Genomic DNA, 23,349 nt, shown 5'->3' with positions numbered 1-23,349 from the left:
AAGCCGTCGAACTCCTCACCGACCTCCTCACCGGCACCGCACAAGCCCCCACCGAACGCCACCACCCCATCGAACTCATCACCCGCACATCCACCGACACGATGCCGTCCATGACACCCCAGGACTGCTGACAGCTAATACCACCCCACATGGCTGTTCGGGCGGCCGTAGGACCGCCCGGGACAGCGAGGCTGACTCTGGCTCACCGGCCGGTTGGCGGCGGGGCTTCTTGCGGACGGCGTGCACACAGCCTTCCCGCCGTCGGTAGGCGGCCCTGCCTCGGCGACCCGTAGCGCGCCGGCGCTGCGCGCTGCATGCCACGGCAAAGTCAGTGGCACTGAACCCGTCCCTGCCTGTCTCCGTTCCACTGCCCGGTTTCCGTGATCGCCCGGATGTCAGACAAGCCGCTTGCGGCCCCACAGGAAAATGAACATCGCGATGGCGGCCGTTGATGGCGATATTTGATTTTGGCTCTGTCCGCAGTTCCGTGAATCCCCAGGCCAGCGGTCAGAACGCGGGATCGTTTCGGCAGCGTACTTCCTGCCGTGGCGAGCAAGACGATTGAGGATGTGCTGTTTCCCGGGATCGATGTGCGGGTGCAGGGGGTGAACGACTCCTCCGGCATCCTGGTGGTGGAGGCGGTGTCGACGGCCCGTCCAGGCCGGTGCCCGAACTGCCGCAAGCAGGCCCGCCGCGTACACAGCGCGTATCAACGCACCCTGGATGAGCGGCCGTTGGGATCGCGCCGGGTCATCGTCCGGCTGCGGGTACGCCGATACTTCTGCGACCGGAAGAGCTGTTCCCGCACGACATTCGTCGAGCAGGTACGGGGGCTGTCGGCGCGCTACCGCCGTTCCAGCACCGGGCTGGCGGGCTGGCTGCGGTCGATCGCGATCGAGCTCGGAGGCCGTCCTGCCGCCCGGCTGTGCCGTCGGCTGCGGCTGACCGCGGGCCGGACGCGGCTGCTCAGGCTGCTGACGGCCCCGACAGTACCGGACCGTGCCCCGCGGGTGCTGGGGGTGGACGAGTTTCGCCTTCCGTAAGGGCTGCACCTATGGCACCGTGCTGGTCGACGTAGAGGCCGGCCGGGTCGTGGACGTGCTGCCCGATCGCACCTCCGAGACGTTCGCGGCCTGGCTCACCGAGCATCCCGGCGCGGAGGTCATCTGCCGGGACCGGGCGACCGCCTACACCAAGGCGGTCAGGGAAGCTGCCCCCCGATGCTCTGGAAGTCGCTGATCGCTGGCACCTGCTGCAGAACCTGGCTGCCGCGGTGGAGAAGACCTGCCACCAGCACCGCGACTGCCTGCGCAAACGCGTCGAGGAAGAGTCGGCGAGCGAAGTGGCCGAAGTACCCGAGGTGGCCCCGACGCTGTTACCGCCCACGGAACTGCCCCGCACGCAGATCATTGAGCGCACCCGCCATCGCTACGAGGACATCCACCGCCTGCTGGAGAAACGCTGGACGATCAGCGCGATCGCCCGACGCCTGAACATCGATCGCAAGACGGTCCGCCGCTTCCGCGACACCGATCTCGACCAGCTGCTTGTCTCGGCCCGGGAACGCCGCCCCAACGGCGTCCTGGAGCCGTTCAAGGCATACCTGAACGCTCGCTTCACCGAGGCGCAGGGCCAGGTCAGCGGCACCCGGATGTTCCTGGAGATCCAGGCCCGCGGCTACCGCGGCAGCCGCCAGGTCGTCCGCAAGCACCTCGCTGCCCTTCGCGCGGGCACCGCCGAACCGGTGCGGGCCGACGTCCCCAGCCCCCGCAAGATCACCTCCTGGATCATGAGGCCCCGCGAGACCCTCACCGTCAGCCACAACGAGCGCCTCTTACAGATCCGGCTCGCCTGCCCGGACATCACCCGGGCCTGCGACCTCGCCCGCGCCTTCACCGACCTGGTCCGCCACCAGCGCGGATACCTCCTGCTGGCGTGGATCCGACAGGCCGAACAGGACGCACCCAAGCCCATGAAGGGCTTCGCCGGCTTCCTCCGCCAGGACCTCGACGCCGTCACCGCCGGTCTCTGCCATGAGCATCACGGCACTGCGACCAGGGCTGCGAACGTCTCTATCCCGCACGCTTTGGGCATGCCCGATTCCGTAGTTCGGGGAGCCTGACGGTGCTTCGGGGGCTCAACTCTGACGCGGGACGCCCAGCACCTGTACGAGCTGGGTGAGTTCCTCCTGGAAGAGCTTCTCCGGGTTGGTGGTCTGGGTGTGCATGTGGCCGTAGACCTCCAGCGACACCAGGCCGTGCAGGTGTCCCCAGATACGCAGGGCGAGGGCGACGGCTGCGGGCGGCAAGTCGGGGAATGCGGGCCGCACCTTGTCGAGGAGCCCCGGGTCGAAGTCGGACCAGCCGAAGGCGCTGTCCTCGTAGAGATGCTGGGTGTGCGGCCATGCGGCTGCCGCGAGGGCGGTGAGGCCGGTGCAGACCCGGCGCGCGGCATCCGGGGCGGGGCCGCCTTCGGGGGCGCGGTAGCCGGGGACAGGGTCGCCGTAGATGAGCCGGAAACCCTGGGGGTTCACCAGGGCCCAGGTCCGGAAAGCGGTGGCCCATGCTGTGATGCGAATGGCGGGATCCGTGGCGGGGGCAGCCTCCCAGGCGGCGTCCACGGCGTCGGCCAGGGCGGTGTACACGTCGTTGATGAGCGTGGTGACCAGGTCGTCCCGGGTCGCGAAGTAGCCATAGATCGCGTTGGCGGTCATGCCCATCTCACGGGCGATGGCCCGAAGTGTGATGGCGTCCGGGCCGCCCGAGGCCATCAAGGCGAGGGCCACCTTCTTGATGTCGGCCGTGGTCTCGGCCCGTAGCCGCTCGCGTCTTCCCTTGGTTCCCGCAACTGTCACAACAAGAACTCTACAGCGTCCATTTACTTCACAGCGTATAGTTTCTGCACGGCGTCACCTTTGGTGGCGTCCACGTCTGCATGCACAGGGGAGAATCATGCACATCGGAGTCATCGGAGCCACGGGCACCATCGGCAGCAGGGTCGTCGCCGAGGCCCTCGAACGGGGCCACCACGTCAAGGCGTTCAGTCGGGACGCCGCTCAGGCGCAGCACGAGGAGCGTCGGGACAACATCACCTGGACGAGCGTCGACGTCCTGGACCCGAAGAGCATCGCCGGCCTCCTGCCCGGACTCGACGTCCTGATCAGCGGATTCCAGCCGGGCAACGCGGCCAAGGACTTCGCGGACACCGTCCGGCGCTCGATCGCCGACCCCACCGTCTACGCCGCGGCGGCACGGGCCCTGCTGAAGGCTTTGGAGAGCCACCCACAGACCCGGCTCATCGTGATCGGCGGGGCCGGCAGCCTCGAAATCGAACCGGGCGTCGTGCTCGCAGACTCCGACGAGCTGTTGCACGCCGCCCTCGACCAGCTTGGACTGCCCCGCGAATACGGCGCAGCGGTACGCGGCCACCGCGACGCCCTGAACGTCCTGCGAACCTCGAACCGGCTGTGGACCTACTTCAGCCCCGCAGAGGAGATCGCTCCCGGCGAGCGCACCGGTCGCTTCAGGATCGGCGGCGACCAGCGGGTCCTGGACGCTGACGGCCGCAGCCGCATCTCGGTGGAGGACACGGCCATCGCCTTGATCGATGAGGCGGAGCTGCCTCGCTTCGTCCAGCGCCGCTTCACCATCGGCTACTGAGAGCCGCAGCCCACATCCCCGTGGGGGATCTCATGAACTCCCTCACGGGCAAGGGCGACGTCCATCTCAGCCAAAACCCGGTTGGTCAGCTTACCGGCACTGTGGCATGTACCCAGATAGGTGCTGCCGGTCCAGCTACGTGGCGGATCCGCATGTGTCCGTAGCCATCACGCAACTGCGGCCAGAACCTTGATTTTCCCCACCCGGTGCTCAGGGACGGGGCAAACCTGCTCTGTTGATCTCCCCACCTTTTGTGTGATCCCGTTGGGCGCTTTGAGCGATCTTGCTCGGCGTGTCGGGGTGGGGGCGGTGCGTCCGGAAAGCCTGCGTGAGCTACACCAGGGAGGAAGACGTGGATGCTCATGCGCTGCGTCGGCAGGGGTGGACGATCTCGGCGAGCGCCCGGCATCTGGGCCGGGACCGCAAGACGATCCGTGCCTATCTGAACGGTGAGCGGGTCCCTGGTTGTCGGCGTCGGCCCTCGGACGCGTTCGTGCCGTTCCTGGACTACTGCCGGCAGCGGCTGGCGGACGACCCACATCTGTGGGCGTCCACCCTGTTCGACAAGGTCACCGCACTCGGTTATGCGGGCGCCAATTCCACCTTCACCCGCGCGCTTCGCCGTTATCAGGTGCGTCCGCACTGCGAGCCGTGCAAGGCCTCGACAGGCCGGGACGTCGCGGTGATCGCCCATCCGCCGGGCGAGGAGATCCAGTTCGACTGGCTGGAGCTGCCCGACCCGCCGGAGGAGTGGGCGGTGGGCGGGCATGCGCACCTGCTGGTCGGGGCGCTGGCGCATTCGGGCCGGTGGCGGGCGGTGCCTGCAGCGCGGGCGCACGAAGAGCACCTTTCCTGTGGTGCGATCGGTGACGGTCCGCAGGTGCGCGGATGCGGTCATCGGGCTCCCGCTGTCCCTCGTCAGGGTTGCTGTGAGAGCCGGCGCGGGCCGCGCAGTGTTGCGTCGGTCGCCGCCGGTACTGATCCAAGCTCGCACTGCTGGCACCATCAGGAGATAGCAGTCGAACTTTTCTTCTCCGATCCGGGGACGTACAGGGCGCCATAGTCGCGGCTGAAGCGGTTGGCCTCTGCTGCGGAACCGGTTAGCCGGTGCAGCCAGAACCCGTACGCCACCGACTCCATCTGCACCTGCGTCAGATACAGCCGCCACCGCCTCGCACCCCGGTCGTACACGGCTGTACGGACCTGCTCGTCAAGGCCTGTCGCGGGCGGTGACTTCAGCTCACCCGCCAGTCCGACGAACACCCGCAGTGCTGTCATCTGTGAGGGCGCCAGCTCTACCAGCCGCTCCCCCGGCCCCGGCCCCAGGTGCGTCGGAGTCGGCCGGACGCCGGCGTAGGCGAGTAGGTCGTGCCCGGTCGCTGACAAGCGGACCGCCCAGCGAACCGGACGGCCCTCCCATGCCGACAACTCCGCACGTGTCTCCCGGTCGGCTGTTTCCACCAGTCCCTCTCCCGCCAAAGCACGCGCACTGCGCTGCGGCGACGGGGCCGCAGTGTCCAGTACCCAGCCGTGCTCGGCCTCTTTCGCGGCGGCCCAGACTGCCCTGAGCGCCTCGAGCGTCCTATCTCCCTGCACCCTGCACCCCATACCGTCATCGACAGCGGTCGTACGGCCGGCCGTACGACCGCCACGAGCGTGCCGCACCATCCGAAGTGCTCGAGGTGTTCGCTGCTGATCTCATGCGATCGTGTGACTTGCTCACCACGCGGGTGAACCCTGAGCCGAACAGCCGTCACGACGCCGACACGGCCAGGGCTTCGGTGTAGTCGCATGACGTCCGGTTCGTGATCATCCGAGGCCGAGGAGTGCGAGGGGGCGGCGAGGGTCGCGGGCGTTGTGGCGAAGGCCGGCTGCGATGTTCTTTACTCCGGCCGTGCGGAGGGCTCCGATGGCGAGGTTGCGCCAGGTGGCCATCGCGCGGGGCGCGTTGCCGGTCCGCAGCTGGGAGGTGTCCTCGGCGAAGGTGGTGTCGCGGACATGGTGCAGGGTCTCGATCTTCCAGTGGTCGCGGACGAGTTCGGCGAGCTGGGCCGCGGTGGCCTGCTCGGCGGTCAGGCTGGTGACTGCGTAGACCGTCTTGACGGTGGTCTTGCCGGTCTTGCGGTCGGTGCGGCGGCGCTTGATCTGGACGGCCTGGCGGGCTCCGGGGAAGAGGAGGCTGTTCACGGTGGCGACCTTGATCCGGCGAATCTCCGAGCGGCCGTGGCCGATGCCCCGGGTGCGTCCCTGAAGCGGGATGTCTTTCCAGGGAAGGGACTTGAGCTGCCGACGCAGCTTCTTCTGGTTGCCCTTGACGATCACGATGTAGTAGGCGCCGCGGCCGAGGAGGTAATCGGCGTGCTCGCGCTGGGTGTGCATCGCGTCGCTGGTGACGACGGTTCCTGCGGCGACGGTATCCAGCAGCGGCTGGAAGCAGGTGATCTCGTTCGTCTTCTCGCCGACGTCCAGCTGGGCCAGGACCAGGCCGGTGGCGTGCTCCAGTGCGGCGAGCAGATGGATCTTGCGGCCCTTCGCCCTGGCCGCGCCGCGCAGGCTCTTGCCGTCCACTGCGAGGCCGCGCAGCCCGGTCGCCTTCGGGCAGCGGTCGGCGAGCCATCGCCCGACCGCCCGGTCCAGCGCGTCGCCGTCGATGCGGGCCAACAGCCGCCGGACCGTCGTTTCCGCAGGCAGGAGCCGCTGCGGGAACAGTGGGTCAAGGTGTATGCCGAGGCGCTCCAGGATGTGTGGCGGGGCGTCGGCGATCCATTCGCTGACTGCCAGCACAGAGGTCGCCCCCGCCAGAACTGCGCACGCGGTCAGCGCGAGCACGGCAACCAGAGCGTGCCGTACACCGCGTGGGTCTCGTGGGTCGGGCACCTCGGCCAGCCGCTCCAGCAGGCGCGGGACCTCGTCGGATACGACCTCGGGATGCTCGCGGAGCTGATCAAGGGCACGCGGGATCAGCGATGATGCGTCGACAGGCACGGTCTTCCGCTCGGATCACGGGGCGTAGAGAACTCCATGATCTTCGAAGCTCGTGCCTGCCACGTTCCGGGTACCACCGAGCTGACAGACCGCCATGAACCGGGCCCCACACGACAACGTCGAAGCCCTGGAAGCAGGGCCGGTCAGTCGACGTCGAAGCCGCCCGAGTCCACGTCGGCGCTGTCTCCGCTGTCCCCCCAGTCGGGCCCGCCCGGCGGCCCGGCCGCTTCGCGGAGCTGTGTGCTCACCTTGGCGGAGAGGAATATCCCGGTTATCCCGCCCGCTATGCAGGCCATCATGAGGGCCATCCCCGACAAGAACAGGGCGGCCCACGGTGGCCTGCTGGTGTCCACGTCGAGGAACATGAGAAGGAACTCGCCCGGGAACACACCGATGATCCACGAACCGCAGACGGTAGCCACCGTCAGGTTCTGGTGGAGATCGGAAAAATCGCCGACGTCCCGTGGCGTCGCCGCCCGTCCCGGCCACGCGACTGGGATCAGGGCTACCGCCTGGCAGACCAGGCAGGCGAGTTGGACGACGGCATAGCCCGCGAACGAGGGCGGGCGCGACCAGTAGTACACCAACCCGGCCAGGGCGCTGAGGAATGTGCCCGCGCTGCCCACTACCACCCACACCGAGCGGGACCGCATGAAGTCGGACACCGCGTCGAACACCTCCACCCAGAACCATCCCTGGGTGAAATCTCTCCGCCTGAGGTTGTATTTGATGCTGTTTAGCATGCGCCCCCTGAATGTGCAGGTGTTGTCCCTGCCCTGCATCATGCCCACGTCAGGTGGCCTTCCACCTGGCGCAACCTCGCCGTCGGAGCCCTACGCACTGCCGGAGTAAAGAACATCGCGGCCGGGCTCCGCCGTAACGCCCGCGACCCTCGCCCCCCTCGGCCTCGAATGATCACGAACCGGACGTCATGCGACTACGCCGAAGCCCTGCCGACACGGCCACTACGAAGATCACCAACCGGTTTGTGATCTTCGAGAGGACCCGTCTCCGTGCGCCCCCCGCACTGCCAGCGTGATGGCCGCAGCGCTGTCCGCGCTCGCCGCCCTGCTCGCCCCCACCGCCCACGCTGTCTCTCCCGATCCGGCATCGCTTCGGCATGCCCCGGGTGACACCCTCACTCTCCCGGTCCGCGACGCCCTGGCCGCGCTCACCGTGCAGGACGAGGACCGCACCGGATACGAACGCACCAAGTTCCGGCACTGGATCGACGCCGACCGCGACGGCTGCAGCACGCGCAACGAGGTCCTCCTGGAGGAAGCCGTCACCGCGCCCGAACAGGGAGCCAACTGCACGCTGAGCGGCGGCACCTGGTACTCGCCGTACGACGACACCGCCTTCACCCAGGCCCGGGCCCTCGACATCGACCACCTCGTCCCCCTCGCCGAATCCTGGGACTCCGGCGCCTCCGGATGGACGCCGGCCGAACGCCAGGCTTACGCCAACGACCTCGACGACCCCCGCGCCCTCATCGCCGTCTCCGCCACCAGCAACCGGTCGAAAGCCGACCAGGACCCGGCCACCTGGCAGCCACCCGCCCAGGGCTACCGCTGCACGTACGCCACCGACTGGATCACCGTCAAAACCCGCTGGAGCCTTGCCGTAGACCCCACCGAACAGGCCGTGCTCACCGAAGCCCTCGACGACTGCCCGGACACGGTCATCGAAGTCGTCCGAGCCCGCTGACTCGAGCAGAAGCCGTCGGCACTGTTGGTGATCTTTTCCACCTGAGAATCGTTGGACGGGCGTGAAACTGTCGCCGAACGCCATGCCCGGGGTGGAGCACTATGCCGAGACGGCGGCCGAGAGCGCCTGCCACCTCGCCGATTCCACCGGGCCGGAGAGCTGGAGCCCGGCGGCCGCGGACGACGCCCTGGACGCGATCGACACCCTCGCCGGAGCGCTGTCCGCACTCGGGCCGGACAGCGCGGCCGCCCTCGCGCCGGTGACGGCCGCCACTGCCAATGCACGCCGACAGCTAGGACTCGGCGACGACCAAAGCGCATCGGCCACAGCGGAAGTGCCGGACCCGCGGCGTTCCGCACAGCGTTCCCGGCGGCGGGGGCTGGGGCCAGGATTCAAGGGGATCCGTACGGAGGGCTGACCAGGGGAGCGCAAGGTCGTTGGTCAGAACGCGATGAGCCCCTCTGAGCGGAAGCAGGCTAGGCCGACGCCGGTGGCTGTTGATCCTGGCGAGGTGCCCTGCCCACGCTTGTCACCGGCGGGCGACTCATGCGCTCCGGGGCCGCCGCGCGCTCGTCTTCTTCGCCGCGTTCTTCTTGGCCGGCTGCTTCCTCGCCGTGGTCTTCTTCGCAGCCGTCTTCTTCTTCGGCTTCGGCAGTTCGTGCACGTCTGCGTTCTCGCCGCGGGAGGCTTTCGCCTTGGACACGGATTCCTCGAGCGCGGCCATCAGGTCGAGGACCCGGCCCGGCTTCTCCGGCTCGGGCACCTCGGGCAGCGGCTTCTCCTCCCGCTTCGCTTCGATGATCTTCTCCATGGCTTCGGTGTAGGTGTCCTTGAAGTCGTCGCCTTCGAGGTCGTCGCGGGACATGGACTCCATCAACGCGAGCGCGCCCTTGATCTCCTCCTCGGACACGTCCACGGGCTCCGGGAGGAGCTCGGTGGGGTCGCGGATCTCGTCGGGCCAGTGCATCGCGTGCAGGACGATGGCGTCACCGCGGACCCGCAGCATGCCGAGCCGTTCGCGCCCGGACCATGCGTATTTGGCGATGGCCACCTTCGACGAGCGCGCCAGCGCCTCGCGGAGCAGCTTGTAGGGCTTCGCCGCGACCTGCCCGTCCGGAGACAGGTAGTAGCCCTCACCGATCCGGATGGGGTCGATGTCGTCGGCTGCGACGAAGGCGTCGATCTCGATGGCTTTCGCTGTCGGCAGGGGCAGGTCGCGCAGTTCGTCGTCGCTGATGGCGACGGTCTGGTCCTTGGCGTACTCGTAGCCCTTGCCGATCTCGGTGTTCGACACCTCGCGGTCCTCGAGTTCGCAGATCTTGCGGGTGCGGATCCGGCCCATGTCCTCGAGGTGGTACTGGTGGAAGCGGATCGAGTGGTCTTCGGTGGCGGACTGGACGTGGATCGGGACGGTGACCAGGCCGAAGCTGATGGCGCCGGACCAGATGGTTCGGGGCATGGCACACCTCCGCAGCAGGCCCCGAGCAGTTCGAGCCTACGAGGGGTGCGCGCCGCCCGCACCAGCTGAACCCGGGCAGCCGTATGCCTCCCGTGGGGAGCCGGGAGGCGCGGCGGGCCCCGCCGCCCACGGGACGGCAGGGCCCAGCAAGGGGGATCCACCCGGGGGCGAAGCGGGATCCCACCGGCACACCATGCACCACAATCCAGCCAGCGGGATAGACCGCGGCCGGAAGTATGCGATGTCAGTGCCACCAGCGAAGATGCCCTCATGGCGATCACCATGCAGAACTTCGGACTCACCTGGACCGACACCGACGGCATGCCCCGCGGCTCCGCCGTCGCCTATGACGAGCCCAGCGCCCAGCAGCAGAAGGCCGCGCTTGAGACCGCTGGCTGCACCGGCGTGGAGATCGTGACCGTCAAGCCTGGGGAACTCCCCAAACCGCGGCGCTAACGCAGGGAACTCAAGCGGCGCGCGGGGCGGTCAGGGGACGTAAGCGTCGCACCAGGACCCTCCTCCCGGCAGCGTGCACGCTCTGGCCGGACTTCGCCACAAAGACGCGTGCCGTACGACAGGGTAAGGGGCTGCGGCGCGCGCCTTCAGCGGCGTCCTTCGTCTTCCCTGCTTCGTGGCAGGGGTGGACTGCTGTCGCGCAGCTCCATCCTCGGCGAGCGCGGTATTCGTCGTCGGCGGTTGAGCCCACCCGGCGGTGCCGGCGGCTTGCGTCTCCGCACGAGCTGGCGACGCAGCGGTTGCCGCTCTACGCTGCGGCCTGCTCCGGATGCCAGGCCTGGGCCCGCACGGCAGCTTCGATGCCGAAGCGGGGCTTGTCCTGCTCCTTGGCGTGGGCGGTGACGGCGGCCTGGGCCTGCGTGGCCAGATCCCGCCAGTGCTGCCAGGCCGTCTCGTATGTCTCGGTCTGCTGTGCAGTCCACGGCGTCGCCGTGGGTCGGCCGTAGGTGTCCCCCAGATCCAGGACCCGGCTGTGCGCCTCGTCGGCCAGTCTCTGCATCTCCACCAGTTCTTCGTATGTGTGTGCCACGACGACGGATCCTATGTCGGCCGTGCCGGAGGTTCCGACACCTCGCCGGACGCGCATGTCCTACGGCGTGTTCTCGCCCTGCGCCGTCCGTGTCCGAAGCATCCGCTCCCGGGCGCCCGTCTTCTCGATGAGGTGGACCTCGACCTTCGGGTCCTTGGTGTAGAGCCCGATCCACTCCGTGTACCGGTCCTCAGCGGGGCCCGGCAGCGCCCACTCGCCTTCCACGGCCGGCCCGTCAGACTCGAACCTCAACCGGACGAGATACGAAGTCCTCATTGTGCCCTTCCCTCGATACGCGCCCGTCTGTCGATGATCCCTCCTCGCCGTCGCGCGTGACCAAAGTGTGGGATGCCTCTCCAGGCCCCCACGCCCAGGAGCAGCTGGACCTGAGGGTGCGTCTCCGGGGATTGCCTCCCCACCTACGAGCATGGGGCGCACGGCGCAGGCAAGGCTTGATCCCTGCTCGGAGGTCAGCTTGGTCCCATTCGAGGGGCGGGTGGCGCCATCTCCTCAATCGAACAGTTGCGCGATTAAGCGTTATGGTGGATACCTGGAGAGGTCACAGGCCAGGGAGGGACAAACGAAAGGCTGGAGGTGTGGGGCCGTGGATTTACTCATCTGCACGTCGCATCCGGCTACTCCGCCCGCTACGGCGCTTCCCTTCCCGCGGCCGTGGTCCAGCGGGCCGCTGAGCGTGGGATGACGACGCTCGCGCTGACCGACCGGGACACCGTCGCCGGAACCGTCCGCTTCGCCAAAGCCGCCGCGGCTGCCGGCATCCGCCCCATCTTCGGTGTCGACGTAGCCGTCGCCCCGCTCACCGCTCCCGGCCCGTCTGCCGGAGGGCCGCGTACGCCTGCACGCGGTGGCGCGCACGTGATCGAGCCACCGCTGCGGATCACCCTGCTCGCACAGAACGCGGCTGGCTGGGCGCGGCTGTGCCGCCTGGTGTCGGCCGCGCATGCCGAAGCCGGCGGCGCGTTGCCCGTCGTGTCCTGGCCGGCTCTGCGCGAGTACGCCGGCGAGGACCTGGTGGTGCTGCTCGGTCCCGCTTCCGAGCCGGTGCGCGCGCTGTCCGCGGGCCGCCCCGACATCGCCGAGCGGCTGCTCGCGCCGTGGCGGGAGCTGGCCGGGGAGCGGCTGCGGCTGGAGAGCGTGTATCTGGGCGGGCAGGGCACCGGTGCGGGTTCGCTTCGGCTGGCCGCGCGGACCGTGGGCCTGGCCGATCAGCTCGGGGTGCGGGTGGTGCTGACGAACGCGGTCCGCTACGTCGATCCCGGCCAGCACCGGCTGGCCGATGTCCTGGACGCGGCCCGCCTGCTGCGGCCAGTCGACGGTCGTCGGCTGGACGGCGGCGAGCGGTGGCTGAAGGACCCGGCCGTCATGGCCGCGGGGGCCGAGCGGATCGCCCAGGTTGTCGGCGACGACCGGACCCGGGCCGGACGGCTGCTGGCCGAGACCGCGGCCACCGGCCAGTCGTGCACGCTCACCCCGGCAGACCTGGGGCTGGGGCGGCCGCACTTCCCCGAACCGTCCCTCGTCGGCGCCACCGCCGAGTGCGGTTCGGCGATGCGGCTGCTGCGGCAGCGGTGCGAGGCCGGCATGGTCGCCCGCGGCCTGGACCGCGATGAGCGCTCCCTACAGCAGCTCGACTACGAGCTGGACGTCATCGGCCGTCTGGGCTTCGAGGGGTACTTCCTGGCCGTGGCCCAGGTGGTCGCGGACACCCGGGCGCTCGGGATCCGGGTCGCCGCGCGTGGCTCCGGCGCCGGGAGCATGGTCAACCATTCGCTGTTCGTCGCCACCGCCAACCCCTTGGAGCACCGGCTGCTCTTCGAGCGGTTCCTCAGTGAGCGGCGTACGTCGCTGCCGGACATCGACCTCGATGTGGAGTCGGAGCGGCGCCTGGAGGTGTACGACGCGATCATCGAGCGGTTCGGTAAGGAGCGGACCGCGGTCACCGGCATGCCCGAGACCTACCGGGCCCGGCACGCCCTGCGCGACACCGGGCTCGCTCTCGGAATCCCGCCCCAGGTCATCGGCGACGTCGCCAAGAGCTTCCCGCACATCCGTGCACGCGACATCCGCTCCGCCCTGGCCGAACTGCCGGAGCTGCGGCAGCTCGCCGCGCAGGCCAAGAAGTTCGGACCACTGTGGGAACTCGCCGAAGGCCTGGATGCCCTCCCCCGCGGCTACGCCATGCATCCGTGCGGCGTGATCCTGTCTAACGCCTCGCTTCTGGACCGGCTGCCGGTGCAGCCGACGCCGGCCGGCTACGCGATGGTGCAGGCCGACAAGGAGGACGTCGAAGACCTCGGGCTGCTCAAGCTCGACGTGCTCGGGGTGCGTATGCAGTCGGCGATGGCGTACGCGGTCGCCGAGATCCGCCGCACGACCGGCCGCGCGATCGACCTGGACAATCCCGACCACGTCGACCTCAACGACCAGCGGGCCTTCGAGATGATCCGGGCCTCGGACACCATCGGTCTCTTCCAGCTCGAGAGCCCCGGCCAGCAGGACCTGGTAGGCCGCCTCCAGCCCCGGCACATGCAGGACGTCGTTGCCGACATCTCGCTGTTCCGGCCGGGCCCCGTACAAGGCGGCATGCCCGCGCTCTACATCGCCGCCCGGCACGGCGCCGCCCCCACGTATCCGCACCCGGACCTGGAGCCGGTACTCAACGACACCTACGGCGTCGTCATCTGGCACGAACAGATCATCGCGATCCTCTCGAAGATGACCGGCTGTGACCGCGCCGCCGGCGACGTCGCCCGCCGGGCCCTGGCCGACCCCGACCGGCTGCCGAAGGTGGAGACCTGGTTCCGGCGCACGGCCGGCGAGCGCGGATACACCAAAGTCGTGTTGGACGAGGTGTGGGAGATCATCTCCTCCTTCGGCGCATACGGTTTCTGCCGCGCCCACGCGGTCGCCTTCGCCGTCCCCGCCCTGCAGTCCGCCTATCTGAAAGCGCACTTCCCGGCGTACCTGTACGCCGGGCTGCTGGAGCACGATCCGGGGATGTGGCCGCGCCGGGTCATCGTCGCAGACGCCCGCCGCCACGGCGTGCCCGTCCTGCCCGTCGACGTCAACCGCTCCCGCACCCAGCACAGCGTCGAGCAGACCGAACAGGGCTGGGCCGTGCGGCTCGCCTTCTCCGCGATCAAGGGCATCAGCGAGGCGGAGACCGCCCGTCTGGTGGCCGGCCAGCCCTACACCGGGCTTCAGGACCTGTGGCTGCGGGACCGCCCGTCGCTGCCGGTCGCGCAGCGCCTGATCCGCATCGGCGCCCTCGAGGCCCTCTCCCCCGGCCTGACCCGGCGGGACCTGCTGCTGCAGGCCACCGAACTGCACAGGCAGTTGCGCAACCGCGCTACCACCGACGGGCAGCTGCCGCTGGGTGGCGAGCTGGTGACCGCCGAGCCGAGCGGGCTGCCGGACATGACCAGTCGCGACAAGCTCGGCGCCGAGCTCGACACCCTGTCCATCGACGTGAGCCGGCATCTGATGGAGCACCACCACCGGCTGCTGCGTGAGCTCGGCGCGACCGACGCCGCCCACCTGCGTCGCATGGTGCCGGGGCAGAAGGTTCTCGTCGCAGGCGTGCGGGCCTCCACGCAGACCCCGCCGATCCCGTCCGGCAAGCGCGTCATCTTCACGACGCTCGAGGACGGCTCCGGCCTGGTCGACATCGCCTTCTTCGAAGACTCCCACGAGGCCTGCGCGCACACCGTGTTCCACTCCGGCCTGCTGCTGGTGCGCGGAACCGTCGAGGCCCGCGGCCCGCGCCGCACCGTCGTCGGCGAGAGGGCCTGGGACCTGGACGAGGTCGCCGCCGCCCGCCGCGACCACGGCCCCCAGGCTGCCCTCGACCTCCTCGGCCAGACCGGCCCGGCACCCACCCCGGCCCAGCCGGCCGCGCCGCAGCGCACGCTCGCCGACGGCACCGCCGGCGCCCGACTCCACCCCTACGCCGACCTCCAGCCCGCCGGCACCCGCTCCGCCGACCTGCGACGGCTCGGCCACCGCTCCCTAGGAAGCGCCGGGTGACCGATATGAGCGGCCGCTGCATCCTCCATCTGCGCTTCATCCTCCCGGCCGACCCGGACCCGGAACTCCCCGAGCGTCTGCGCCGTCTGCTGGAGAACTTCACGCCCCGCGTGCAACTGATCGAACCCGACATGGCTGTCCTCGATCTGACCGGCGCACTCCTCTACTGGAAGCGTGACGCCCGCAGCGTGACCGAACTGGTCCAGCTGCGGACGCTCGCCTTCTTTGGCCTGCGCAGTTCGGCGGGCGTGGCGCCGAACCGGATGCTCGCTGCGATGGCCTGCGCGCTCACCGGGCCCGGGCGGCGCACCGTCATCGACGACTCCCCCGAGGTGATCACCGCCTTCCTGCGGCCCCGTCCCGTCCGGGAACTGCCCGGCGTAGGCGCGAAAGCTGCGGCCACCCTCGCCGAGTACGGGCTGCACACCGTCGGCGACATCGCCGACGTCCCCCAGCTCACTCTTCAGCGCCTTCTCGGCGCTCGGGCCGGGCGTGCCCTGCACGAGCGTGCCCGCGGCCGCGACACTACGACCGTCGATCCCACCCCGGCGCCGGCGAGCATCAGTGCCGAGCACCGTTTCACCCGCGACGAACTCGATCCCGCCCAGCACCGGCGGGCCCTGTTCGCTCTCGCCGACCAGCTCGGCGCCCGCCTGCGCGACTCCGGCCAGGTTGCCGCCGGGCTGACCTGCACCGTCCGCTACGCCGACCACAGCGCCACCCGCCGCAGCCGCACCCTGAGCGAAGCCACCCACCACACCGTCCCGCTGGCCCGAGCGGCGTATGCGATCTATGACTCCCTGGGGCTCCAGCGCGCCCGGGTCCGTAGCATCGCCCTGCGCGCCGATGCCCTACGCCCTGACGAGCAGGCCACCCGGCAGCTCACCCTCGACCAGGGCGACGACAAGCCTCTCGCGCTCGAAGCCGTGGCCGACCGCGCCCGGTCCCAGTACGGACACAACGTGATCTATCCAGCGGCCCTCGCAGTCCACGCTTCCGGCCGGCGGGGTTCCAGCGAAGGCGCCTAGCTAGCTGGTGGCCTCGTCGACGAGGTGAGGGGTGTTGTTGCGGACGTTGTTGACCGTGGTGGAGACGGGGCGTGCGTCGAGGTGGCCGCCCGCGGGCTGTCCGAGGAGGGCGCGCAGGTCGTGGGGATCGTGGTGGGTGGGGTCGAGCCAGGCGTCGTAGTGGTCAGGGGTGAGGGCGAGCGGCATGCGGGGGTGGACGCGGCCAGCCGCGTCGGTGGCTTCGGTGGTGATGATGGTGCAGGTCATCAGCCAGGCGTCCGGGTCGTCGTCATGTTTGACGGCCAGGTCGCGCCAGTATTCGTAGAGGCCGGCGAGGGCCATCACCTGGTCATCCTCGGGGTGGATGAAGTAGGGCTGCTTGCGGGTCTTTCCGGTGCCGGGGTCCTTGATCTGTTCCCACTCGTAAAAGCCGTCGGCGGGCAGCAGGCAGCGGCGGCGGGTGAACGCGCGGCGGTAGGCGGGCTTCTCATGCACGGTCTCCACCCGTGCATTGATCATGCGGGAGGCGATCTTCACGTCCTTGGCCCAGGACGGCACCAGCCCCCAGCGCAGTGTGCGCAGCTCCCGCAGGACTTCGGTGCCGTTGTCGCTGTCGCGGGGTGCTCGCTCGAGGACGGCCCACACGTTGTCGGTGGGGGCAACGTTCCAGCTCGGTGCGAGCGTCTCCTCGGGAGGCGGGTCGGAGACGTGGAAGAGCCGGGCGAGGTCCTGAGGGCTGCGGGTGGATACGTATCGGCCGCACATGCCGCCACTGTGCCATCGGTGGCCGGGGGCCGTCACCGACCATTCGGGTCCGCTCGGCGCGCCGACCGGACGGGTAGGGCAAAGGAACACTGATTACACGTCCTTGGAGAAGAAGGTGCAGGTCTGCGCTTCGAGCATCTCCAGCTCGACACACCGACCCGACACGAAGGGGCAGCGGTCCCCACTTCGCCCCACTTCCATGAGAGCAGCCCAGATCCACTAAATGGGGCCCGATGCCCGCACGAAGGACTCGGCCCCGTCGCCAAAGCGCTTGGTAGGCGGGTGAGGTCGGGGCGAGGAAGGGGCTTCGTTCGGGACGACGAGTGGCGCGGATTCGTGCGTGGCGGGCGAGAGGGTGTTCCGCAGCCGCTACTGTGACGACTCGTCTGATATCCGCCAGATTTGGAGCGGCCCCCGATGAACAGCGCCTCTTTCCGTCTCGTCGTCACGGGCGGCGGCACTGGTGGACACACGTACCCGGCGCTGACCGCCGTACGTACTCTGCAGGCCCGGCTCGCTGCCGAGGGCAGGGCGCTCGAGACGCTGTGGATCGGGACAGCAGAGGGTCTGGAGGCGCGCGTGGCTCCGGCCGAAGGCATCCCGTTTACCAGCGTGGTGACGGGCAAGATCCGCCGTTCAAAGAACCCGCTGAAGCTGGCATCGCCGGCGAACGTGCGGGATATGGCGCGGGTGCCGCTCGGGGTGATGCAGGCCCGGAAGGCGATCGACGGTTTCCGGCCGGATGTGGTGCTGGCGACGGGTGGCTATGTGGCGGTCCCGGCCGGGCTGGCTGCGCGGATGTGCCGTCGTCCTCTGGTGCTGCACGAGCAGACTGTCAGGTTGGGGCTGGCGAACCGAAAGCTGGCGGCGTCGGCGGCTCGGATCTGCGTGTCGTCGGAGTCGACGCTTGAGCTGCTGTCGGAGTCGGCGCGGCAGGTCGCCGTGGTGACGGGGAACCCGGTCCGGCCGGAAGTGCTGTCCGGGACTGCGGACAGGGCTGTGCAGGCGCTGCAGTTGTGGGGTTTCGAGCGGCAGCTGCCGACCGTGTATGTCACCGGCGGCGCGCAGGGCTCGCAGCAGATCAATGAGCTGGTCGGCGAGGTGCTGCCGTGGCTTCTGCAGCAGGCGAACGTGGTGCACCAGTGCGGGCCAGCCAATGTCGAGGGTCTGCGGGTGCGGGCGGCCGGGCTGCCCGCTGAGCTCGCGAGCCGGTACTACCTGGCCGGGTTCGTCGGGCCGGAGCTGTCGGATGTGCTGGCGCTCGCGGATGTGGTGATCTCCCGCAGCGGTGCAGGGACGCTGGCGGAGCTGACCTTGCTGGGCAAGCCGGCGGTGTTTGTTCCGCTGGCGTCGTCGGCGGGCAACGAGCAGGCGCACAACGCGCGGCATCTGCAGGAGGCCGGGGCCGCGGTCGCGCTCGAAGGCGCTGTGACGGCGGAGCAGGTGCGGAACGCGTTGGGCCCGCTCTTGGCCGATGCCGACCTTCGGTGGGCGATGGCGGAGCGGGCCCGTGCCTACGGCCGTCCGGACGCCGCGGACAGGCTCGTGGACGAGATCCTGTCCGCCGCGTCCAGCCAGCCGGTTACTGGCTCGGCCGACCGACGTGGAGAGCCGTCCCGGCCTCAATGAGGACGGCACAGTCGTTGAACGCGGCGTCGTCCTGCCCCATCGGGTCGGGGACGTCGCGGTTGCCGAGGTACAGGGCGAGCTTGGGCTCGTTGGCCTGAGTGCAGATCGCCCGGACCGTGTCGAGGACCGAGGCGTCCATCGCTAGGACGGCGTCCGCCCAGTCGAGCATGTCCAGGGTGATCTGCTGCCCGCGGTGCCCGGTGAGGTCGTGGCCCAGACGCCGAGCCGCCTTGACCATGGACTCGTTGGCGGGCTGGTCTTGCCACTTCCCGATCAGCCCGGCCGAGCGGACCCGCATGTCCGGGCCGCCCCTGTGGGCCAGTGCGATCTGGGCGAACGGGCTGCGGCAGTAGTTTCCCAGGCACACCGTCAGGAGCTTGCGCATGATGCGGCTCCAGCGGTCTTGAGGGCTTGGCGGAGGGCGGTGACGGCCTGGTCGATGTCGTTGTCGGTGAGGTGCTGGTGGAAGGGCAGCGTCAGGATCTCCCGGCCGACCTGCTCGGTGGCCGGCAGGGGGCGCCGCCAGGCGGCGAAGGCGGGCTGCAGGTGGTTGGGCGGGTAGTGGACGCCGACGCCGATGCCCTGGTGTCGCAGCTCGGCGAACACCTGGTCGCGGTGGGGCACGCGGACCTGGCACAGATGGGGCACGGAGTGCTTGGTGTCGACGTCGACGAGCGTCACGCCGTCCAGGCCGACGAGCGCGCGCTCGTAGGTCTGCCACAAGGTGCGGCGGGTGTGCTCGATGTCGGCCATGTGCGGCAGTTGGGCCAGGCCGATGGCGGCGTTGATGGACGACATTTGGTAGCGCAGGCCGAAGCCTTCGACGCGGTAGCTGGTGATGTTCGCGCGTTCGGCCTGGGACTGGACGACGCCGAGGAGCCGGATCCGGCGGATCGTGTCGGCTTCCTTGCGGGTGCGGGGGATGACCGCGCCTCCCTGGCCGCAGGTGAGGTTCTTGATCGGGCCGAAGCTGAAGCAGGTCAGGTCACCGGTCGCGCCGACCTTGTTGTGTCCGTTGCGGGAGCCGAAGGCGTGTGCGGCGTCCTCGATGACGGCGATGTTCCGCTCGGTCAGCTCGTCCCGGATGGGGCTGAGGTCGACGGCTCGGCCGCCGAACAGCACCGGTATGACGGCCGCCGTGCCCTCGCCGACGGCTTCCATGAGGAGCTGGTCGGTCACGCACAGCGTGGCGGGGTCGATGTCTGCGAAGCGCGGGGTGGCGCCGGCGGCCAGAATCGCCTGGACTGTTGCGCAGAACGTCATGGACGGGACAATCACCTCGCGGCCCGGGCCGACCCCAGCGGCAAGCAGGGCGGTGTGGAGGGCCGCGGTGCCGGAGGCGACGGCCACAGCGTCCTCCACGCCAAGGAAGGCGGCGACCTCGCGCTCGAACTCCTCGGTGACGTCGGTGTGCCCGTACTGCCCGGACTGCAGGACCTCGGCCACCGCGGCGGCCTCTTGCCCGTACAGGTAGGGGCTGGCGTTGCGCCTGGCGTCGGGCCCCGTAGAGGTGGTCACGATCCTGTTCCTTTCGATGCGGTGGCGAAGGCGAGTTCGGTGGCGTCGCCGACGCGGAGCGTTTCGACGTAGTTCGTGAGGAACACGCCGGTGCGGTACGTGAGCCGGTCGTGGTCGACGGGCAGGCCGAACAGGCCGTTGACCATCTGGCCGGCGAGGTCGGCTCCGGCGGCCTCGGTCAGCGGGAATCCGCCGGCCACGCGGACGTTCAGCTCGGTGATGGTGACCGAGCCATCCGCCATGACGAAGCCCTGTACGCAGCACAGCCCGGCCGCGCGGACGGCGTGCAGTGTCTTCACGACCAGGTCGCGCACCGCGGCGGTCTCGAACGTGGTGGAGACGGCGGCGAGTCCGGCCTTCACCAGGTCGCGGCGGCGCAGGATCGCCGAGGTGCGCCCGTCGCGGTCGACGAGGCAGTCTGCGGTGAACTCGGTGCCGTAGACGCGTTCCTGCACGATGGGGGCCGGGACCAGCTCGCACAGCAGGCGGGCGTGCCGGCTCGACGTCACCATGTGCACGTTCTGCGCACCGTGACCCCCGCGCGGCTTGACGACGAGCGGGGCGTCGGCGGGCAGCAGCTCCAGATCTCCCGGGCTCCAGGTACGGGGAGTCGGGATGCCGTGTTGCGTGAGGACGTGGTGGAAGCGAGCCTTGTCGATGCAGTTGCGTACCGATTCGTCGTCCGGCAGCCACAGGCGTACGCCGTCGGATTCCAGGCGGGGCCGCAGGTTGAGCAGCGGCGGCAGGTCGTTCTCGATGCCGACCACGATCGCGTCCACGGCGAGATCGCGGCACAGTCCGGCCACCGTGTCCGGGTAGTGGGGGTCGTCGGCACGCGGGATCACGCGGGGCACGACGTCGTCTAACTGCAGGCCGGGCGCGAGCGGGTTCGCGTCGACGGCGATGACCTGGTGGCCGAGGCGGAGGAGGCTGCGGCACAGGCCGAAGCCGGGGTTGGCTCCGACGCCGGTAACGAGAATCCGGCGCGGCGGGGTCTGGTCAGGCATGCTGGTGCTCCTGGTGAGACGGGGCAACGCGGGGCGAGGGCAACGCGGGCAGCGGGCTGCGCGAGAGCGGCGCCCACCGGTCGGGGTTGCGGCGGTACCAGTCAGCGGTCTCTTCGAGGCCGGCCTGGAGGGCCTGGGTGGGCTGGTAGCCGAGGGCGGCGAGCTTCGACCAGTCCATGGCGTACCTGAGGTCGTTGGACAGCCGGTCCGGGATGTACCTGACCTTGTCCCAGCCGCTTCCGCAGATCCGCAACAGCTCGCCCGTCAGTTCCTTGCTGGACAGGTCGGTGCCGCCGCCGATGTTGTACACCTCACCCGGCGAGCCCGAGCGCAGGACGAGTTCGATCCCGGCGCAGTTATCCTCCACGTGCAGCCAGTTACGGACGTGCTGGCCCTGGCCGTGGAGGGTGACCGGCTCGCCTTTCAGTAGCCGGGTCAGGAACAGGGGGATGATCTTCTCTGGGTGCTGACAGGGGCCGTAGTTGTTCGACGAGCGCGTGATGCACACCGGCACGCTGTAGGTCTGGAAGTACGACATGGCCACCAGGTCGCTGGCTGCCTTCGACGCTGCATAGGGCACAGTCGGCCGCAGCGGTGCCAACTCGTCCGCCGCCCCCGTGAGCAGCGGCCCGTACACCTCGTCGGTGGAGACGTGGACGAACTTCTCCACTCCCAGCCGCCAGGCGGCATCCAACAGCGTTCGGGTGCCCAGCACGTTCGTGGTCAGGAAGTTACCCGCCTCGTACAGGGAGCGGTCGACGTGGGACTCAGCGGCAAAGTGGACGACGTGGTCGTGCTGGGCCACGAGGTGGTCCACCAAATCGGCGTCGAGAATGTTGCCCTGGACGAAGTCCATCTTCGGATCAAGGAACGCCTTGCCGAGGTTTTCTACGTGCCCCGCGTACGTCAGGGCGTCCAGGACGGTGATTCTGGCGATGTCCTCACAGCGCAGAAGACGCTTGACGAAGTGCGAGCCGATGAAGCCCGCACCTCCTGTGACTAGCACGGTCCGCATAGTGCCTCCTCACATGCCGACGGCAGACGACACCTCGAGAAGTGCTGCTGCCGGGTGCTGCAGTAACACGATGTTGGGCTCAACTGTTCGACTCAGTCGACCGGTTGAGGGAGGTCCCGGGGAGGTCCCGCCTTGCCAGGAAGTCACCGGACGAGTGCATAGGGTGATTGGATGGAGAGGTGGAAAAGGCCCACCGTCACCCTCTCGCTGTGGCACGCGTCGCCGCCGGCATGTCCGAGCGGGATCTCGCCGCAGGCGTCCGTGCTGCTGCCGCCCGGCGCGGTCTGCGTTCAGGCACGGACGAGGCGCGGGTGCGTAAATGGCAGCGCGGTGTCGAACCCAACGAGGAATCGCAGATCTACATCGCCGAAGCGCTCGGCTGGCCCGCGGACGTCGTCCGTGCCGACGACTGGCCGAACTGGCTGCCGCTCACTGCCGACGGCGTGGTCGCGCTCGGACCCCACAGCTCTGTGTCCGCTCTTAGAGAGGCCCTGCGAACAGCGATGGACCGCCGCACCTTCTTTACGATCTCCGGCGCCGCCCTGTCCGCGTTGGCTGCGGACTGGGCCGCCGGCCCTACGAGCGCGCTCGCCCAGGCCCGCGCCGGCAAACCAATCGGCGAGGACTTCGTCGCCTTCCTGGAGAACACCACCCAGCAACTGGCCAGTCACGCCACCGAGCAGCGACAGCACACCGCCACGCTGCTCGATGCCCACCTGTCCACGGTGACCGAACTGCTCGAACACGGCCGTTACACACCCGCCCTCGGGCTACGTCTGCACACCCTGGCGGCCTCCCTGTCCCAGACCGTCGCCTGGCACCGCTTCGACCTGGGCCGCCACACCCACGCCAGCCAGAACTGGATCGCCGGCCTGCACAACGCCCACGCCGCCGGGGACCACGACATGGGCGCCGGCCTCCTGGGCGACCTCGCCTACCAGGCCGCCTGGCGCAGCGACCACACCACCGCGGCCAACATCCTCAACTACGCCCTGACCCGCGCCCAGAACCCCGCCGCCCGCTGCCTGCTCCAGCTACGCCTCGCCCGCACCCTCGCCGCACAGGGCGACCGGAGCGAACGGCGCGCCGTGCTGCGTGCCCTTGCCGCGGCGGAGAAACACCTGGGCGACACCGGCGCCGACCGGCCCGCCTGGTGCGCCTGGGTATCCGAAGCCGATCTCGCCGTGGACTCCGGCCAGGCCCTCCTGAACCTCGGCGACATCGCCCGCGCCCACCAGCTCATCACCGAAGGCGAAGGCCTGCTGCCCCCGGCCCGGGACAAGACCCGCGGAGTGTTTCTCGCCTACCGCGCCGCCAGCTACCTCGACCTGAAGGAACCCGAGCCCGCCGCGGACGCCGCCACCCAATCCCTGCTCCTGGCCCGTCGCATCGGAGCACCCCGCTGCGTACAACTTGTCGACGACCTTCTCCCCCGCTTCCAGCACTACCAGGACGCCCAGGGTGTTCCAGAACTTCTCCAGCTCGCTGCCGCGTAGCAGGAAGGGG

The 23,349-nt window shown here is 69.5% G+C and carries 24 protein-coding genes; 12 read left to right on the top strand and 12 right to left on the bottom strand.

The annotated features are described in order from the left end of the window. The first annotated feature begins 545 nt into the window (after positions 1–545). Genes ACIRPU_RS42330 through ACIRPU_RS42320 form a run of 3 tightly spaced genes read left to right on the top strand, consistent with a single transcriptional unit; the run spans position 546 to position 2,122 of the window. A complete protein-coding gene (locus ACIRPU_RS42330; protein ID WP_403877969.1) occupies positions 546–1,043 on the top strand; it encodes a transposase family protein in 498 nt (165 codons plus the stop codon). Positions 1,044–1,062: 19 nt separating this feature from the next. Further along, the gene (locus ACIRPU_RS42325) at positions 1,063–1,239 is read left to right on the top strand and encodes a transposase (protein WP_403877966.1); all 177 of its coding nucleotides are present in this window, start codon (positions 1,063–1,065) and stop codon (positions 1,237–1,239) included. Between the two features lie 34 nt (positions 1,240–1,273). Beyond that, positions 1,274–2,122 (top strand): hypothetical protein, encoded by an 849-nt coding sequence (locus tag ACIRPU_RS42320; protein WP_403877963.1) that lies wholly within the window; start codon positions 1,274–1,276, stop codon positions 2,120–2,122. Positions 2,123–2,137: 15 nt separating this feature from the next. Here ACIRPU_RS42320 and ACIRPU_RS42315 read toward each other — a convergent pair whose 3' ends face one another. Then, positions 2,138–2,854, bottom strand: coding sequence for a TetR/AcrR family transcriptional regulator (locus ACIRPU_RS42315; protein WP_403877960.1), 717 nt, complete (start codon positions 2,852–2,854; stop codon positions 2,138–2,140). 97 nt (positions 2,855–2,951) lie between these two features. Here ACIRPU_RS42315 and ACIRPU_RS42310 point away from each other — a divergent pair, with 97 nt between their 5' ends. Together ACIRPU_RS42310 and ACIRPU_RS42305 are read left to right on the top strand one after the other, a co-directional pair. Continuing rightward, the gene (locus ACIRPU_RS42310; RefSeq protein WP_403877957.1) at positions 2,952–3,659 is read left to right on the top strand and encodes an NAD(P)-dependent oxidoreductase; all 708 of its coding nucleotides are present in this window, start codon (positions 2,952–2,954) and stop codon (positions 3,657–3,659) included. Between the two features lie 328 nt (positions 3,660–3,987). Then, positions 3,988–4,722: a hypothetical protein gene (locus tag ACIRPU_RS42305; protein ID WP_403877954.1), complete on the top strand. Its 735-nt coding sequence runs from the start codon at positions 3,988–3,990 to the stop codon at positions 4,720–4,722. Here the strand turns inward: ACIRPU_RS42305 and ACIRPU_RS42300 are convergent. The 3 genes from ACIRPU_RS42300 to ACIRPU_RS42290 all read right to left on the bottom strand — a co-directional run bounded on the left by ACIRPU_RS42300 (position 4,665) and on the right by ACIRPU_RS42290 (position 7,435). After that, positions 4,665–5,267 (bottom strand): DUF6417 family protein, encoded by a 603-nt coding sequence (locus ACIRPU_RS42300; protein ID WP_403877951.1) that lies wholly within the window; start codon positions 5,265–5,267, stop codon positions 4,665–4,667. The genes ACIRPU_RS42305 and ACIRPU_RS42300 overlap by 58 nt on opposite strands. A gap of 201 nt (positions 5,268–5,468) precedes the next feature. After that, complete coding sequence (locus ACIRPU_RS42295) at positions 5,469–6,644, bottom strand: ISAs1 family transposase (RefSeq protein ID WP_403877948.1); 1,176 nt, start codon at positions 6,642–6,644, stop codon at positions 5,469–5,471. A 143-nt stretch (positions 6,645–6,787) separates the two neighbouring features. Beyond that, on the bottom strand, positions 6,788–7,435 hold the full coding sequence (locus ACIRPU_RS42290; protein ID WP_403877945.1) for a hypothetical protein: 648 nt from the start codon (positions 7,433–7,435) through the stop codon (positions 6,788–6,790). A gap of 247 nt (positions 7,436–7,682) precedes the next feature. Between ACIRPU_RS42290 and ACIRPU_RS42285 the strand changes: the two genes are divergently transcribed. Together ACIRPU_RS42285 and ACIRPU_RS42280 are read left to right on the top strand one after the other, a co-directional pair. Then, positions 7,683–8,351, top strand: coding sequence for an HNH endonuclease family protein (locus ACIRPU_RS42285; RefSeq protein ID WP_403877942.1), 669 nt, complete (start codon positions 7,683–7,685; stop codon positions 8,349–8,351). A gap of 61 nt (positions 8,352–8,412) precedes the next feature. Then, positions 8,413–8,769, top strand: coding sequence for a hypothetical protein (locus ACIRPU_RS42280; RefSeq protein ID WP_403877940.1), 357 nt, complete (start codon positions 8,413–8,415; stop codon positions 8,767–8,769). A gap of 126 nt (positions 8,770–8,895) precedes the next feature. On the opposite strand, the gene ACIRPU_RS42275 is transcribed toward ACIRPU_RS42280, so the two are convergent. Beyond that, positions 8,896–9,810, bottom strand: coding sequence for a Ku protein (locus ACIRPU_RS42275; RefSeq protein ID WP_403877938.1), 915 nt, complete (start codon positions 9,808–9,810; stop codon positions 8,896–8,898). A 270-nt stretch (positions 9,811–10,080) separates the two neighbouring features. On the opposite strand from ACIRPU_RS42275, the gene ACIRPU_RS42270 reads away from it, so the two are divergent. Next, complete coding sequence (locus ACIRPU_RS42270) at positions 10,081–10,266, top strand: hypothetical protein (RefSeq protein ID WP_403877935.1); 186 nt, start codon at positions 10,081–10,083, stop codon at positions 10,264–10,266. A gap of 307 nt (positions 10,267–10,573) precedes the next feature. Here ACIRPU_RS42270 and ACIRPU_RS42265 read toward each other — a convergent pair whose 3' ends face one another. Together ACIRPU_RS42265 and ACIRPU_RS42260 are read right to left on the bottom strand one after the other, a co-directional pair. After that, the gene (locus ACIRPU_RS42265) at positions 10,574–10,855 is read right to left on the bottom strand and encodes a hypothetical protein (protein ID WP_403877933.1); all 282 of its coding nucleotides are present in this window, start codon (positions 10,853–10,855) and stop codon (positions 10,574–10,576) included. A gap of 60 nt (positions 10,856–10,915) precedes the next feature. Beyond that, complete coding sequence (locus ACIRPU_RS42260) at positions 10,916–11,131, bottom strand: hypothetical protein (RefSeq protein WP_403877930.1); 216 nt, start codon at positions 11,129–11,131, stop codon at positions 10,916–10,918. A 318-nt stretch (positions 11,132–11,449) separates the two neighbouring features. On the opposite strand from ACIRPU_RS42260, the gene ACIRPU_RS42255 reads away from it, so the two are divergent. Both ACIRPU_RS42255 and ACIRPU_RS42250 read left to right on the top strand, forming a co-directional pair. Continuing rightward, positions 11,450–14,902: a DNA polymerase III subunit alpha gene (locus ACIRPU_RS42255; RefSeq protein ID WP_403877927.1), complete on the top strand. Its 3,453-nt coding sequence runs from the start codon at positions 11,450–11,452 to the stop codon at positions 14,900–14,902. Between the two features lie 5 nt (positions 14,903–14,907). Next, positions 14,908–15,930 carry a DNA polymerase thumb domain-containing protein gene (locus tag ACIRPU_RS42250; protein WP_403877978.1) on the top strand — a complete coding sequence of 341 codons (1,023 nt, stop codon included), beginning with the start codon at positions 14,908–14,910 and terminating at the stop codon, positions 15,928–15,930. On the opposite strand, the gene ACIRPU_RS42245 is transcribed toward ACIRPU_RS42250, so the two are convergent. Further along, the gene (locus ACIRPU_RS42245; protein WP_403877924.1) at positions 15,931–16,674 is read right to left on the bottom strand and encodes an SOS response-associated peptidase; all 744 of its coding nucleotides are present in this window, start codon (positions 16,672–16,674) and stop codon (positions 15,931–15,933) included. Between the two features lie 417 nt (positions 16,675–17,091). On the opposite strand from ACIRPU_RS42245, the gene ACIRPU_RS42240 reads away from it, so the two are divergent. Beyond that, a complete protein-coding gene (locus ACIRPU_RS42240; protein WP_403877921.1) occupies positions 17,092–18,303 on the top strand; it encodes a UDP-N-acetylglucosamine--N-acetylmuramyl-(pentapeptide) pyrophosphoryl-undecaprenol N-acetylglucosamine transferase in 1,212 nt (403 codons plus the stop codon). Here ACIRPU_RS42240 and ACIRPU_RS42235 read toward each other — a convergent pair. From ACIRPU_RS42235 to ACIRPU_RS42220, 4 genes are read right to left on the bottom strand one after another with little or no spacing between them, the layout of a single operon-like run. Further along, positions 18,257–18,688: a low molecular weight phosphotyrosine protein phosphatase gene (locus tag ACIRPU_RS42235; protein WP_403877918.1), complete on the bottom strand. Its 432-nt coding sequence runs from the start codon at positions 18,686–18,688 to the stop codon at positions 18,257–18,259. The two genes, ACIRPU_RS42240 and ACIRPU_RS42235, sit on opposite strands and share 47 nt — an antisense overlap. Continuing rightward, complete coding sequence (locus ACIRPU_RS42230) at positions 18,673–19,821, bottom strand: DegT/DnrJ/EryC1/StrS family aminotransferase (RefSeq protein WP_403877915.1); 1,149 nt, start codon at positions 19,819–19,821, stop codon at positions 18,673–18,675. Before ACIRPU_RS42230 ends, ACIRPU_RS42235 begins: the two co-directional genes overlap by 16 nt. Then, positions 19,818–20,828 carry an ATP-grasp domain-containing protein gene (locus ACIRPU_RS42225; RefSeq protein WP_403877912.1) on the bottom strand — a complete coding sequence of 337 codons (1,011 nt, stop codon included), beginning with the start codon at positions 20,826–20,828 and terminating at the stop codon, positions 19,818–19,820. The genes ACIRPU_RS42230 and ACIRPU_RS42225 overlap by 4 nt, the downstream gene beginning before the upstream one ends. Further along, on the bottom strand, positions 20,821–21,843 hold the full coding sequence (locus ACIRPU_RS42220; RefSeq protein WP_403877910.1) for a dTDP-glucose 4,6-dehydratase: 1,023 nt from the start codon (positions 21,841–21,843) through the stop codon (positions 20,821–20,823). The genes ACIRPU_RS42225 and ACIRPU_RS42220 overlap by 8 nt, the downstream gene beginning before the upstream one ends. A gap of 209 nt (positions 21,844–22,052) precedes the next feature. On the opposite strand from ACIRPU_RS42220, the gene ACIRPU_RS42215 reads away from it, so the two are divergent. Continuing rightward, positions 22,053–23,339 (top strand): XRE family transcriptional regulator, encoded by a 1,287-nt coding sequence (locus tag ACIRPU_RS42215; protein ID WP_403877908.1) that lies wholly within the window; start codon positions 22,053–22,055, stop codon positions 23,337–23,339. Positions 23,340–23,349: the final 10 nt, after the last annotated feature.

The sequence above is a fragment of the Streptomyces sp. NPDC102259 genome, assembly GCF_044766465.1.
Taxonomy (GTDB): Bacteria; Actinomycetota; Actinomycetes; order Streptomycetales; family Streptomycetaceae; genus Streptomyces.
Note: the sequence above shows the minus strand (reverse complement) of the source record. Positions and strands in the feature narration are given on the sequence as shown.

What these genes read in the sequence shown, in the direction of transcription:
- ACIRPU_RS42250 (WP_403877978.1), top strand. Translation starts at nt 14,908, where the DNA reads ATGAGCGGCCGCTGCATCCTCCATCTGCGCTTCATCCTCCCGGCCGAC.
- ACIRPU_RS42220 (WP_403877910.1), bottom strand. Translation starts at nt 21,843, where the DNA reads ATGCGGACCGTGCTAGTCACAGGAGGTGCGGGCTTCATCGGCTCGCAC.
- ACIRPU_RS42245 (WP_403877924.1), bottom strand. Translation starts at nt 16,674, where the DNA reads ATGTGCGGCCGATACGTATCCACCCGCAGCCCTCAGGACCTCGCCCGG.
- ACIRPU_RS42275 (WP_403877938.1), bottom strand. Translation starts at nt 9,810, where the DNA reads ATGCCCCGAACCATCTGGTCCGGCGCCATCAGCTTCGGCCTGGTCACC.
- ACIRPU_RS42285 (WP_403877942.1), top strand. Translation starts at nt 7,683, where the DNA reads ATGGCCGCAGCGCTGTCCGCGCTCGCCGCCCTGCTCGCCCCCACCGCC.
- ACIRPU_RS42235 (WP_403877918.1), bottom strand. Translation starts at nt 18,688, where the DNA reads ATGCGCAAGCTCCTGACGGTGTGCCTGGGAAACTACTGCCGCAGCCCG.
- ACIRPU_RS42270 (WP_403877935.1), top strand. Translation starts at nt 10,081, where the DNA reads ATGGCGATCACCATGCAGAACTTCGGACTCACCTGGACCGACACCGAC.
- ACIRPU_RS42300 (WP_403877951.1), bottom strand. Translation starts at nt 5,267, where the DNA reads ATGGGGTGCAGGGTGCAGGGAGATAGGACGCTCGAGGCGCTCAGGGCA.
- ACIRPU_RS42310 (WP_403877957.1), top strand. Translation starts at nt 2,952, where the DNA reads ATGCACATCGGAGTCATCGGAGCCACGGGCACCATCGGCAGCAGGGTC.
- ACIRPU_RS42225 (WP_403877912.1), bottom strand. Translation starts at nt 20,828, where the DNA reads ATGCCTGACCAGACCCCGCCGCGCCGGATTCTCGTTACCGGCGTCGGA.
- ACIRPU_RS42240 (WP_403877921.1), top strand. Translation starts at nt 17,092, where the DNA reads ATGAACAGCGCCTCTTTCCGTCTCGTCGTCACGGGCGGCGGCACTGGT.
- ACIRPU_RS42260 (WP_403877930.1), bottom strand. Translation starts at nt 11,131, where the DNA reads ATGAGGACTTCGTATCTCGTCCGGTTGAGGTTCGAGTCTGACGGGCCG.